We start from the raw sequence: 11,746 nt of genomic DNA on the forward strand, positions 1-11,746 counted from the left end.
ACCGGCAGGGGCAGGCCCGTGAAGCGTCGCAGGCGCTGCTAGGCGACGCCCGCCGCCGTGCCGACCAGCTCGCCGTCGACTACGTCAACATGTTCGCTGAGTCCCCACAGCCCGTGCCCCATGTCCTTGACCAGCGGCGGCGTCTTCGCGCACATCCGCTTGACCGCCATCGACACTGCAGGCTTGGAGAGGTCGAGCTTGTCCGCGATGACGCCGAGCCGCACAGCCTGCTGGCCCAGGCTCCGGCGAGCCACCAGGAACGCCAGGATCCGCTCGTTGGTCTTCGGCGGCACCTGCACCCCGGAGTCCGCGAGGTTCGCGGCGATCGTCTCGCGGGCTTCTGCCTCGTCGTCCTCGTCGACGTCGAGCAGCTCGCGCCAGTTGTCGAACAGGTTGCCCTGCTCGTCGGCCATCGCCGCGTGGTCGGCGGCCGGGATCGGGGCCGGGTCGCCGGTCGTGGCCCACACGTACGGGTCCTCCTGCCACGCGGCCCGCATCGGCGAGACCCGGCCGCCAGCGCTCGCCCGGTAGCCGAGGCCTGCGGTGCTGGAGCCGTCGGGGAAGACCGCGGGCAAGCTGGCGGGGTCGATGGGCAGCTGCATCGGCACGCCCATCTGCGCGGACAGCGAGTCGGAGGTACGGAAGATGACGATGTTGGTCGAGGACAGCATCGAGCGGACGGCGAGGTCGCCGCCGAGCTCGCTGAGCGACGGGATCTGCACGAAGATGATCACGGCGACGCCGTGCTTGCGGCCCTTCTTGCCGATCGCGGCGATGATCCGCCGGCACTCGGGGTCGGCGAGCACGTCGGGCGCCTCGTCGATCACGCAGTACACCGCGGGGTCCTCGGGTGTCGGCGTGAAGTACCCCCGCCCGCGACGGGTGCGGCCGTGCTCGTCGACCCACGTCTCCTTCGAGCGACGGCGCTTCCGCGCGTTCATGATCCGTTCGGCGCCCTGCAGCATCCGCCGGATCCTGGGTAGCGTGCCGGCGAAGCAGTGCGCGCCGAGCTGCCAGTCCCGGACGGACTCGCCGCCTTCCGGGTCGGCGAGAAGGAGCAGCGCGCGTCCGCTGTGGCGGATCTCCGCGCACAGGTTCATGAGCAGGCCGGACTTGCCTGCGCCGGTGGTGCCGGCGACCATGCCGTGGTTGACGCCGGAGCCTGGTGTCCAGAGCCGCCACAGCGCCGAGGTGCGGTCAGCGTGGACACCGATCTCGAACTCGCCGGTCGTGTCGTTGAGCGTCGGGCCCTCGAACGTGCGCGGCTTCATCAGCGGGTTGTCGGTGAGCACGAGCAGCCGTGCGACGTCCTCCATGCCGTCAAGGGGCGGCTCGACGACGACCTGGGACGCTGGCACCCGGTAGACCTTCGCGATGCGGCGCGCGGCGGCCACTGCGGACTCGCTGTTCTGGGCGTCGGTGAGCGGCAGCTGGATGAGCGCCTCCCAGCCGCGGCCGGTGGGCATGCCCTCGTCGTCCCGCAGGTCGTCGACGCCGACCAACATCGAGCCGGGCAGCGCACCGCCCTCGCACGCGATGTTCGTCATCCAGGCCTCGACGCGCTGGTCGAGGATCCGGTTGGGCAGCTCCTCCTCGACGGTCTCTACCGCGTGCTGGGTGTCGCGGATGTGCCGGTGGATCACCCACCATGCCTCGAGGCCGAGTGCCGCGGTGAGCAGCAGACCGGGCATCGGGGTCGTGAACGGGCTGATGGCGGAGGCGGTCACGGTCCAGGTCGTCGCCGCTGCCCAGACGATCCACGAGACCACCAGCGAGCGCAGCATCCACTCCTCGAACGCGCGCCATGCCCAGTACTGGTTCCAGCCGAGGACCACGCCGGCGATCACGCTGAGCACGAGCGCGGTCTTCCAGCCGTCCTCGGCGAAGCTGAGGCCTGCGGAGGCGGCGAACATGCCGCTGGCGGCGATGATGGGCCAGAGTCGGGATCGGTGCCGGTAGCCGGTGCGGATGCCAGCCCGCGCACCGCGTACAGCGTTGCGGCCCACCCATGCCGCTGCGCGCCGCTTGCGGCTCCACCCGGCGCGCTTCATCTCCTTGCGGAGCTGGGAGTAGTTGGGCCGCACGTAGTGGGTCGCGGCAGTCGGTGGCACGCGATCCGGGTTCACAGCGGTCCTTTCTGAACGGGTTCGTGCTGGTGATCAGGCGCGAGTCAGGTAGCGCCGGTGATTGCTGTCGATCTGCTCCATCGCCGCGTGCACCCGCTGCAGCTGCATGTGCACGTGTTCGGTGTCGTCCGGCTTGGTCAGCAGGAGGTCGTTGAGCTGCGCAGCGGTCGTCGCGAGGGCCGTCTTGAGGTCGCTCTCGATGACGTCGAGGGCAGCGTTGACGCGCTCGTCGGTGCTGAGGCGGTGTCGCAACATGGTCGGCTCCGTCCTAGGTGCTGAGGTGTCCTGGCAGCCCACCGACCTGAAGAAGGCCGATGGGCTGCCAGCACGCTCAGTGCCTCAGGCTGCGTAGAAGTTGTTCTGCGCGGAGGCGTTCAGCTTGTTGAGGCACTCCTCCGCCGCAGCCTTCCGCCCCTCGGCCGCGGCGATTCGATCGCGCGCGAGCCGCATCCGGTCGGGGTTCGTGTCCACGAGCTTGCGGGTGGCGGCGACGGTCTCCGTGTCGATCTGGGCGCTGACCAGCGAGGCCGCCATGGTCTCCACACGCGCCACGTCCTCCTGCGCGCGCTTGATGTCGCCCTGGGCGTCCTCCAACTCAGCGGTGGCCTCGCGAATCACCGCCTCGATCTCGGTCTTGTACTGCTCCTTGGTGAGCACCTCGCCGCCGGTGCGGGTGTCGATCATGTCCGGGTTCTCCTTGCTGTTCTGGTGTTGGTGTGAGTTGCCTTGTTCAGCACTGTCATCAGCTTGGGCTTCAAGCTCCTTCGCTTCACGCTCCTTTGCTTCCCGCACGATCTCGCTGTGAGCAATCCTCAGGTGCTCCGGGCACGGGTTTTTCTTGCAGAAGACCGGAATGAGATGCCCGGCCGGGCACTCCTCGTAATCAACCTCCTCCGCGCACATTCCGGCTTCCCAGAGGTTGTTGAAATCGGCTGCGGTGCGCGCGAGATGCACCTCGCAGAAGGCCGCCTGGTTTGGCCACATCTGCGCTTCTTCCTCAACGTGGCGCTCGGCGGTACCCATCCGCAGGGTCTCGCCGCGATGCTTTCCACGTGCCCAGTTCTCGCGCCAGCCGTCTCTGAAAGCGATCCACACCGCTTCCCACGACGTGACGGTGACAGCCGCTTTGGCACCCGCCTTTGCCGCAGCACGCGCAAGGCCCGGCGCCTGGCCGCTGTCGAGCGCTTCGGTGACAAGCTGTGACTTGTGCGCCTTGTACTCGGCTTTCTCCACACGGCGCTTCTGCCACGCGCTCCAAGCACGCGCCGGGGACTTCGTGACCGCGTACCAAAGCGCTATCACGAAGATGATCAGTAGCCATCCCATTGTTGCTCCCGATTACAGGCCGAAACCGGCCATGATCAGCCAGGCGAAGAGTTGGACGACGCCACCGAGCACCCACGTCAGCACCATTCCCACTGTTCCGGGCACGACACCTGCGGTGATCGAGAGAGCTCCGCCGCAGATCAAGGTGCGGCCGGTGATGCCATTACCCGAGTTCACGCCCAGCTTCGACAGGACTGTGGCGAGGGGGTTCTTACCGCTGAACTGTCCGAACACGTTGAGGATCACCACGAGCGCCAGAGCCACGGCGATCAGGATGATCAAGGCGACGCCGGTGTACTTCCCGACCGGCGTCGACAGCCTGACGAGCCACTCAACGAGGGAACGCAGCCAGCGTCCGATGGGCGTGGCCATGATGCCGGCGACTCCGGTGATGGTGAGGCCGAGTACGACCGTCCTCCACATCTGGCCGCCGACCGTCCACATCAGCAGGGCCACGAGCAGGGCGATCGCGCCGACGGCTCCGGTGACGCCGCTCATCCAGGTCCACGTGCCGGTCATGTTGTCGCTCTCCTTCCTTGACTACGTTCCGTGTTGGTCGTTACCCTGCGGTCTCGTGCGCGCGGGCGCGCTCGCGCGCGGTGTGCCCTCCCCCGCCCCGTCCGCCGGGCGTGAAATTCACCGTGAACATCACCGCGAGTCACGGGGTCCCGCCTCGATACCGAGCGCGATGTCCCGCAGCTTGGCTGCCAGCTCGCGCCACGCCTGCTTCTGCTGTTGCTCCGGCAGGTCCCTCACCGCGGCCCGCGCTCGGTCCCACTCGACGGCCGCTTGTGCCGCGGGCGTGGTGGCGGACGCGTATCGGCCAGCCCAGTGCTGGGCGGTCCTGTCCGGCTTTGCGGAACCTGTCCGTTCCGTTTTCATCGCTCGTCCTGCTTCTTCCGGAGCTTGGCGAGCACCTTGCGCGCATGCTGCTCCGACGCCCCCGTCGCCTGCGCTGCTTCCGGCCCGGTGATCTCGTCTGCGCGAGCACCCGCAGCCAACCGCTTCTCGAAGTACGCGGTCACCAACGCAGTGAAGTCCTGGCGAGCGTGGCGCGCGCTCCGCCGCACATGGCGAGCGCTCCTCGACGAGCGGGGAGCGCTCGCCTCCGGGTGAGCGGCGCTCACCGAAGAGCGCTCCTCGTCGCGGACGTCGGACGCGCTCTCCAAATGCCGCTCATCCGCACCGCTCACAGCACCTGAACTGGCCTGATGCACTTCGGTGAGCGCTTCAGGAGCGGCTTTTTCGTCCGTTGCAGGAGCGTCGGATGCGCCCTTGAGCCACTGCTCAACATCGAGCATGAGGCAGTCGATCCCCGCCGTGATCGTGGCGTCCGCGAGCGTTCCCTGAGCGCTCTCGCTCACCGCCGCTCCCGTGATGGAGCGCTCCTCGGCGCGCTTCTGGAGCGCCTCCGAGTGCCGTGGTGAGCGCGCGGGAGGAGCGCTCACCACGGCAGCTGACGGCGGGCTGACGACGCGCCCGAACACCAGTCGGAACAGCCACTGGTTGCGCGCCGGCGTGACCGCGCCCGCTCTCGGGGTGCCAGGAGCGGCGCCCATCACCTGAGCCCAGGTGATGCGCCATGCCGTCGATGCCGTCATGGCCCCGTCGGCTGCAGCCCACAGGTCGACGGCCCGGCGCCAGAGGAATGGGTGGAAAAGACGCCGGAGGAGTGCGGCGCGGATCTGGTCGGCGGTGCGCCCGGATTTCGCGACTTTCTGCAGGGTGACGTAGCGGTGCCAGATGTACGGGCCGACGAGAGAGGCGGATCCGAGAACGATGCCGACGGAAAGCTCATGGAGACGGACGACGCCGTGGTAGCCGTTCATGATTGCCGCAGCGGTGGACCAGTACCACATCTTGCGGATGTCAGCCGCCGCAGAAAGACCCTTACCGGTCAGGTAGTCGGCGTTGATCGCGAATGTCCATGTGGCGCCAGTGACGATCATCGAAAGCAGCACCGGCATGAAAAGAAGCACCGTCGGCCAGTTCAGGTCGCCGTAGAACATGAGCTGCCCGACAAATTCGACGACCAAGCAGACGCCAGCCATAACCACGGCGGCGAGCAGCGGTCGATCGTCGGCGATTCGGTTGCGGAATGCGCGCCAGCGTGCTCGAACAGCGGCACGGGCGGCAGCGGCCTTCGACTCCTTGGCGGCGTCGGCGCGGGCGACCTTCTCTTCCTCGTAGGCGTCATGCGCCTTGGCGAGCTCGATGTCCTTGAGCTGGAGCTCGCGCTTGTCGAGTTCGGCCTGCTTACGCAGCCGGAGCTTTTCCGCGCGCCGACGTGCCCACCAGCTCGGTGCGCGTCGGCCTGCTCGGTTGCTCACTGCTCGGTCCTTCCTGCTCGGCCTCGTTCGGGGCCATCGGTGTACACGTTGTCATAGTTTCTATGACAACTCAAGTGCGGTTATGATCGCGCCGTGAAACTGCGTGAATGGGCCGAGCAGCAGGGCGTCAGCTGGCGCACGGCCCACCGCCGTTTCCACAGGGGCGAGATCCCCGGCGCCTTCCAGACATCCAGCGGCCGGATCTACGTGGAGGTCGACGCCGACGACTGCGACGGCTCGTGCGTATCTGACCTGCACCTGAAGTGCCTCATCGAGAAGATGACCAGCGCCGACGTCGATCAGCTCGCCCAGCGTTTCGCCGAGGCCGGGTACGTGATCGAGCGCCGCCCGCAAGACTGACCGTCCGCGCACAGCAGCAGGTCCGCGGTCGCGTTCGGCGCCGGGACCGGGAGCGGCAGCCGCTTGCCCGCGAGGTGCCGGCTGTGCATCGCCCGGATCAGGTCCGCGCCCAGGCGCTCGTCTCCGGCACGCAGCGCGTCGCGGGCGATGCAGTCCTCGAGCGGCACCTGGGTGAAGTCCTCCACCGTGAAGTCGGCCCCGCACCGCCAGGCGATCGCGGCGAGGGTCTCCAGGTTGCGCAGCGACAGGTTGGTGTCGTCGACGAGCACGTCCACGCCCGCGAGGAGGAGCTGCTCGATCGCGGCGTGCTGGGCGATCGTCACCTGGTCCTCGCAGACGCGGTCGCCGTGGCGTGGCCGGCCGTGCAACATGCGCCGGTAGTCGTCCCGACCGCAGCGCACCATGGTGCCGACCGCGGCCTCGTCGAGGAGCTGATGCGCGCGGGTGGACTTGCCCGAACCGGGAAGTCCGCGCATCGCGATCAACCTGGTCACGCCGCACCCTCGACAACGGCGATCGGCAGTGGGTCAGCACTGCTCTGCTCACGCTGGATCCGGCGGTTGTTCCGCCGCTTCAGATTGCGTCGCTCGTCCTCGGTCATGCCGCCCCAGACGCCGGCGTCCTGGCCGCTCTCCAGCGCCCACGCGAGGCACTCGGAGGTGACGGGGCAGCGGCGGCAGACGGCCTTCGCCTCGGCGATCTGGAGCAGGGCGGGGCCGCTGTTCCCGGTGGCGAAGAAGAGTTCGGGGTCCTCGTACTTGCAGTAGCCCTTGGCGCGCCAGTCACGGTCGGTCGGTTGGTTGAACATGTGGAAGCTCCTCAGCTGGTGGTCGAGCCGGAGAGGTCGATCAGGAGTTGATGTCGCGGCGGAAGTCGGCGGGGATCAGGTCGACGCGGTCGGCGAGTTCAGTCGGTTGGCCAGGTCGTGCAGGCGGCGGTGTAACTGCTCGGCCTCCTGCACAGCCTCGGCGAGCTCGGATGGGCGGAGGGCGGGTCGCACCGGGTAGGGCGTCAGGGTGCGACCGGAGAGCAGCCAGCCGGGATCGCACAGCAGGACGTCCGCGCACAACGCGGCGATCGCCACTGGCGCGTGCTGTCGGCCAGCTTCGAAGTTCGCGACCGACGACCGCGTCATGCTGAGCCGGTCTGCGAGTTCGGTCTGGGTCCAGCCAGCTGCCTCCCGTGCTTCTTTGAGTCGGGCTCCGAAGGCCGCAAGATACGAGGCTTCGTTGCTCGTCACGTCGTCTCCGGCAGGCTGTCGTACATCCGGTTGCCGCCGTCGCACCACGGGTGCTTCTGACCGGGCTGGGTCTTCGGCTTGTTCCGGTGCGGCGCGCGCAGCCCGGTCAGCTTGTTCACGACGACGATGTTCGGACGCTGGCAGTGGTTGCAGGTGACCGAGCCCGGTGTCGCCGCACGCACAGCGTCCCAGTTGATCGTCTTCAACGGCGCTCCTTCCTAGCGCGAAGCTCGGTCAGGTCATCCCGCAGGTAAGCGATCCCGCCGACCAGAGCCGCGATCAGGTCGTATGCGTCCGCGACCGACAGGTGTGTCATGTCCCAGCTCGCGCGGTCCACGATGAACAGGCCCGGCACGCCGTCGGTATGTCCCGCGCGGACTCGGATGTTCGCCCGGTCTCGGGCAACGTCCCACTCGCCGTACACGAGGTTGCTGACCGGCTCGCACCAGGAGCGGTCCGGCTTGCGGCCTGCGGGGTCTGCGTTGACGCGATGTGCAAGGTCCTCGACGGCTTGGCGCAACTCGCCGACTTCCCGCTGCACGGAATTCTGATTAGCCAGTGTTTGGGTCTTCCCTCCAAGGGCATCGGCGATCTTCGCGGTGGGGAAGTTCTCATCCACGGTCGCGCTCCTGTTCTGCGAGCGCGGAAGGCAGGGACTGCTGGGTCTCCAGCGCCACTTCCAACCGGTCGATCTGCGACTGCACCACCGCCAGCACAGCGTCAGCAGCTGCGTTCAGGGACACCATCACGTCGTCGCCATGGCCGCCGTTGTGCGACAAGTCGAGCAGTGCCCGTGCGATGCGCTGTCGCAACGGCAGCTCGTCGGTCGGCTCGCCCAGGACGGGCGTGACCCGCGTGCGGGTGCGCGGCCAGAAGCCCTTGATGTACTCGCCAACCGGCTCGTCGACGAACTCGCTGCACCCGTTCTCGCCGACCACGAGGCGCTTGGTGAGCAGGTACGTGCCGGGCGCCAGCCGCGGCAGGTCGGTGTTCGGCTCCGTCACGACGTGATCCCTTTCGCGGTGTCGTTGAGGCGCCCCAGCACGATGCCGAGGTGCAGCGTGTCCATCACGTCCTGTGCTGCCGCCGGGTCCCGGACCGCGAGCAGCTTGAGCAGCCCCTCGATCGCGTGGATTTCCTTGTTCTGCAGGGCGTGGTGGATGGTGTCGATGATCTCGGCGGCCGTGAACTGCTGGCCCTCCAACGTGAAGTCCAGCTCCCACAACTGCAGCTGGCCCTTGGCCGCCAGCGGCTTGTCCAGCACGCGGGGGGACTCGAGTCGCCAGTGGGCCTGGCCGGGGATCGCCCATGGTCCGCAGCCGCAGCTGATGTCGGGCCGGTGCAGCGAGACGTCACAGATGCCGACCAGGTCGACGACCGCGAGCACGTAGCCGCTGGAGGTGAGCGGCCACGCGTCCTTCATCGTGTGCGGCAAGGTGTGCCCGAGCGCGCGGGCGGTGTCGCGCACGAATCGGACGGCGTCTTCGCGGTCGTCGTCCCAGCGGATGCCGGCGTGGATGCCGAGCTCACCGCAGTGCGATGTCGTCCAGGTGCGGTTCTCGATCGTCTTGTAGCCTGCGGCGATGGCCCAGGCCCAGGGCTGCCGAACCGTCAACATCCTCATCGGAGTGTCACCACCGTCTCGGTTTTGCAGTACTCGCAGTAGTCCTTGTCGTGCCGCAATCCGGCGGCGTGTTGGGCGCGTGCCTGCCCCCGCCAAGCGGCCTTGAGTTGCCGGCGCAGCTCCGCCACGAGGTCGTCTCGCTGTTCCAAGAACGTTTCAACCTCACGAACCCGCTCAACCAGTTCACGCGCGTCGCTGCCCGCCCGACGGCCGGCTTCCCATGCGGTCTGCCACAGCTCGTGCAGCCGCCCAATCGGGTCGAGCCAGCCCTGCGCGGTGATGTCGATGCCGTCGTGCAGCCACTCCTTCGGCGGTTCCGGGCACGACCCGACGCCGACATGCACGAGCACCCATCCGCGTTCGGCGAGCTGCTCGACGAACTCCCCGCGCGCCAACGCTTCAGCCACGGCGAGGCCGATCGTCTCCGAGACCGCGTCCGCAGCTCTCTCCGGGCGAGCCTCGACCTGGCCGCGCAGTTCGTCCTCACGCTGCTGCTCGGCGATCTCCTCAGGCGCGCTCACCGGGTCACCTTGATGGTCTCGTAGTAGGCGACGATCTCGTCGTCGGTGATGCGGAACCGGATCGCGTCGTCGGCTGGCTCCTGCGTCTCGCCCAGCCGGCCCGTCGCGCGCATCTCCGCGACGAGCGCGGACACGGCCTTGTAGACCTCGACCCAGCAGGCACCCCACGCCGGATCCACGGGCACAACCTGCTCGACGAAGTGAACGGTGCGCTCCTGGCGGTGGATCGTGCTCACGACGCGAGTCCCTTCTGGTTTACGGGGAGCAGCTCCGTCGCGTCGTCGGGCAGCGCGGCCAGCACGGTGTTGGTCACGACGCGGATCACTTCCAGCGGGACGCTTCCCGCCAGTTCCTCCAGCACACCGAGCCGCGGCGACCACCAGACACGCGGACGACGCCGTAGCAACCGGTCCTGTCGCTCGGCTGCCGCGCGATGCCACTCAGCTGACGAAACCCCAGTCGCGCGTTCGAATCGCAGGGCGACCATGGAGCTGATCGGCTTGAGGTCCTGTGCGATCTGGTTGATGTGTTTGACCGACAGACCTGTGCGGCGTGCCAGCTCGGCCTGGGTGATCTCCAGCTTGGCGAGCGTGTCGCGCAGCAAGGTGGCAGGGTCAGTCGCCGACAGTTGGGGCGGTTCCCCGCCGAGCAGCGCGTCTGCGGACGTTCCGAACAGGTTCGCGAGTGCCTTGAGTTCCAGCGCCCCGACCTCGCGCTTACCGTGCTCGATGTCGGAGACTGCGGTACGCGGGATGCCGGTGCTGTCGGCGACCGCCTGCTGGCTGAGGCCGCTCGCGGCGCGGGCGACGCGGAGATTCTCGGCGAGGCTCACGACGCACCACCCCCGCGCCGCACCTCGATGTTGCCCTGGAGAGGCGTGTGCAGGTTGCACAGCTCCGTGTCGCCGCGGCTCGACTCCCCGCACACCGCGCAAGGCGACTTGACGCCGTAGGCCTTGGCCATCGCGGGCAGCATCGGGCAGTCCTCAGCGAGTACGAGCACTTCGACGTAGCCCTCGTACGCGCCGGCCCACGGGCCCGCGCTGATCGTGCATTCCCTGCACGCCACCGTGTCCGCGTCGGCGTAGCAGCCCTGTGGCTTCTCGTCGTGGTCGCACGAGTCCTCGGTGCACAGCGTGTCGAGCAGCACGACCGGCCGATGCCGGGTCGCGATGGTCAACGCCTGGATGAAGCGGCCGCTGTCGGGGCCGTGTTCCTCGATGTCCTTCAGCAGGAATCGGCAGATGTCCAGGTACAGGAACGGTCGTGGGTGCAGCCGGACGAGCGCATCGTGCTCTGCGGCGGATGCCGGGTTGAGCGCGACGAGTTCGCGTTGCGTGGTGCTGGTAGCGAGCGCGACGGACCAGGCGCAGTGCGCGCACGCGCCGAGCCGGTCGATCCGCTCGTTGCCGCGTTCGAAGAGACCCCAGTCGTGGGCGATCTGCACTGCGGCGCCGCACTCGGCCGGCACGTAGCTGAGCCACGCCAGCACCATCTCCGGAGGTATGGGCGCCACCGCGTGAAGGGAGCCGCCTTCCAGAGTGACGCCGATCCGGAAGGTCTTCGCAGGTTCGGAGTTGGACACGGTGTCCTCCGTGGACAGTCGGTTGAATGGTGCCGCCGCGTGCGGTGGCCGCGGCGGCGCCAGCAGGTCAGAACGGGGGTGTGTCGGCGAAGGTGGCGGAGATCAGGCCGGCGTCGACATCGCTCTCGTACTCGTGCTCCGCGACGATCGCCTCGAAGCACTGCTCGCAGTCGCAGTTCTCCGGATGCCGGGCACAGGCGCGGCATCCGCTGTCGTTGCAGGAAAAGCAGTCAGGCTCCTCCTTCGCCGAACCCAGGTCGTCGTCCCAGTAGAAGTCGAAGTCCTCGTCGACCTGGTCGCTCATGCGTCCGTCCGCCCGACGACGTCGGCGAGCGTGTAGCCGTTGACGGTCAGGGTCGGAGCGACCCGCTTGCCAGCGCGAGCGCGTCGTCAAGGCTGTGCCGGAACCGCGCCACGAAGTCGTCACCGCGGCCGGTCGACACGAATTCGTAGCCGCGGTTGCCGTCGGCGTCGTAGCAGGAGCTGTACCGCTGCACTGCCCACCTGCCGGGCGAGCGTTCCGCGACAGTGAGGCTGAAGTTGTGCTCCTGCGGGTGGCCTTGTGGCAGGCACGACACGGTGTACTCCGTGACGCGCACTGCCGGTTCGGGGCTAGCCGTCATGGTGGTGTCCTC

The 11,746-nt window shown here is 68.2% G+C and carries 20 protein-coding genes; 1 reads left to right on the forward strand and 19 read right to left on the reverse strand.

Going from position 1 to position 11,746, the window contains the following annotated elements:
• Positions 1–38: 38 nt before the first annotated feature.
• The 6 genes from BBK82_RS03500 to BBK82_RS03520 form a co-directional block, all read right to left on the reverse strand.
• The gene (locus BBK82_RS03500; protein WP_154697036.1) at positions 39–2,111 is read right to left on the reverse strand and encodes an FtsK/SpoIIIE domain-containing protein; all 2,073 of its coding nucleotides are present in this window, start codon (positions 2,109–2,111) and stop codon (positions 39–41) included.
• Positions 2,112–2,159: 48 nt separating this feature from the next.
• Complete coding sequence (locus BBK82_RS03505) at positions 2,160–2,381, reverse strand: hypothetical protein (protein ID WP_065913698.1); 222 nt, start codon at positions 2,379–2,381, stop codon at positions 2,160–2,162.
• A gap of 84 nt (positions 2,382–2,465) precedes the next feature.
• A complete protein-coding gene (locus BBK82_RS03510) occupies positions 2,466–3,359 on the reverse strand; it encodes a hypothetical protein (RefSeq protein WP_170067863.1) in 894 nt (297 codons plus the stop codon).
• Between the two features lie 105 nt (positions 3,360–3,464).
• A complete protein-coding gene (locus BBK82_RS03515; protein WP_065913700.1) occupies positions 3,465–3,971 on the reverse strand; it encodes a hypothetical protein in 507 nt (168 codons plus the stop codon).
• Positions 3,972–4,100: 129 nt separating this feature from the next.
• Positions 4,101–4,334 (reverse strand): hypothetical protein, encoded by a 234-nt coding sequence (locus BBK82_RS49675; RefSeq protein ID WP_154697037.1) that lies wholly within the window; start codon positions 4,332–4,334, stop codon positions 4,101–4,103.
• Positions 4,331–5,782, reverse strand: a complete 1,452-nt coding sequence (locus BBK82_RS03520; protein WP_065913701.1) for a hypothetical protein — start codon at positions 5,780–5,782, stop codon at positions 4,331–4,333. The genes BBK82_RS49675 and BBK82_RS03520 overlap by 4 nt, the downstream gene beginning before the upstream one ends.
• Before the next feature lie 93 nt (positions 5,783–5,875).
• Between BBK82_RS03520 and BBK82_RS03525 the strand changes: the two genes are divergently transcribed.
• A complete protein-coding gene (locus BBK82_RS03525) occupies positions 5,876–6,142 on the forward strand; it encodes a hypothetical protein (RefSeq protein WP_065913702.1) in 267 nt (88 codons plus the stop codon).
• Here the strand turns inward: BBK82_RS03525 and BBK82_RS03530 are convergent.
• From BBK82_RS03530 to BBK82_RS03590, 13 genes are all read right to left on the reverse strand, one after another.
• Entirely contained in the window at positions 6,082–6,636 is a 555-nt protein-coding gene (locus BBK82_RS03530; protein WP_065913703.1) for an AAA family ATPase, read from the reverse strand. The genes BBK82_RS03525 and BBK82_RS03530 overlap by 61 nt on opposite strands.
• Complete coding sequence (locus tag BBK82_RS03535; RefSeq protein WP_065913704.1) at positions 6,633–6,950, reverse strand: WhiB family transcriptional regulator; 318 nt, start codon at positions 6,948–6,950, stop codon at positions 6,633–6,635. Before BBK82_RS03535 ends, BBK82_RS03530 begins: the two co-directional genes overlap by 4 nt.
• A 75-nt stretch (positions 6,951–7,025) precedes the next feature.
• Entirely contained in the window at positions 7,026–7,382 is a 357-nt protein-coding gene (locus BBK82_RS03540) for a helix-turn-helix domain-containing protein (protein WP_071812525.1), read from the reverse strand.
• Complete coding sequence (locus BBK82_RS51435) at positions 7,379–7,588, reverse strand: hypothetical protein (protein ID WP_065913706.1); 210 nt, start codon at positions 7,586–7,588, stop codon at positions 7,379–7,381. The genes BBK82_RS03540 and BBK82_RS51435 overlap by 4 nt, the downstream gene beginning before the upstream one ends.
• Positions 7,585–8,001, reverse strand: coding sequence for a hypothetical protein (locus tag BBK82_RS03550; RefSeq protein WP_065913707.1), 417 nt, complete (start codon positions 7,999–8,001; stop codon positions 7,585–7,587). Before BBK82_RS03550 ends, BBK82_RS51435 begins: the two co-directional genes overlap by 4 nt.
• Positions 7,994–8,386, reverse strand: a complete 393-nt coding sequence (locus BBK82_RS03555) for a hypothetical protein (protein WP_065913708.1) — start codon at positions 8,384–8,386, stop codon at positions 7,994–7,996. The genes BBK82_RS03550 and BBK82_RS03555 overlap by 8 nt, the downstream gene beginning before the upstream one ends.
• Positions 8,383–9,006 carry an ASCH domain-containing protein gene (locus tag BBK82_RS03560; RefSeq protein WP_083267763.1) on the reverse strand — a complete coding sequence of 208 codons (624 nt, stop codon included), beginning with the start codon at positions 9,004–9,006 and terminating at the stop codon, positions 8,383–8,385. Before BBK82_RS03560 ends, BBK82_RS03555 begins: the two co-directional genes overlap by 4 nt.
• A complete protein-coding gene (locus BBK82_RS03565; protein WP_065913710.1) occupies positions 9,003–9,527 on the reverse strand; it encodes a hypothetical protein in 525 nt (174 codons plus the stop codon). Before BBK82_RS03565 ends, BBK82_RS03560 begins: the two co-directional genes overlap by 4 nt.
• Positions 9,524–9,763 carry a hypothetical protein gene (locus BBK82_RS03570; protein WP_065913711.1) on the reverse strand — a complete coding sequence of 80 codons (240 nt, stop codon included), beginning with the start codon at positions 9,761–9,763 and terminating at the stop codon, positions 9,524–9,526. Before BBK82_RS03570 ends, BBK82_RS03565 begins: the two co-directional genes overlap by 4 nt.
• Positions 9,760–10,359 carry a helix-turn-helix domain-containing protein gene (locus tag BBK82_RS03575; protein WP_065913712.1) on the reverse strand — a complete coding sequence of 200 codons (600 nt, stop codon included), beginning with the start codon at positions 10,357–10,359 and terminating at the stop codon, positions 9,760–9,762. The genes BBK82_RS03570 and BBK82_RS03575 overlap by 4 nt, the downstream gene beginning before the upstream one ends.
• Positions 10,356–11,042, reverse strand: a complete 687-nt coding sequence (locus BBK82_RS03580; protein WP_154697038.1) for a hypothetical protein — start codon at positions 11,040–11,042, stop codon at positions 10,356–10,358. Before BBK82_RS03580 ends, BBK82_RS03575 begins: the two co-directional genes overlap by 4 nt.
• 136 nt (positions 11,043–11,178) lie before the next feature.
• On the reverse strand, positions 11,179–11,415 hold the full coding sequence (locus BBK82_RS03585) for a hypothetical protein (protein WP_065913714.1): 237 nt from the start codon (positions 11,413–11,415) through the stop codon (positions 11,179–11,181).
• A 46-nt stretch (positions 11,416–11,461) separates the two neighbouring features.
• Positions 11,462–11,734: a hypothetical protein gene (locus tag BBK82_RS03590; protein WP_154697039.1), complete on the reverse strand. Its 273-nt coding sequence runs from the start codon at positions 11,732–11,734 to the stop codon at positions 11,462–11,464.
• Positions 11,735–11,746 lie beyond the last annotated feature (12 nt).

This window comes from Lentzea guizhouensis (assembly GCF_001701025.1).
GTDB lineage: Bacteria > Actinomycetota > Actinomycetes > Mycobacteriales > Pseudonocardiaceae > Lentzea > Lentzea guizhouensis.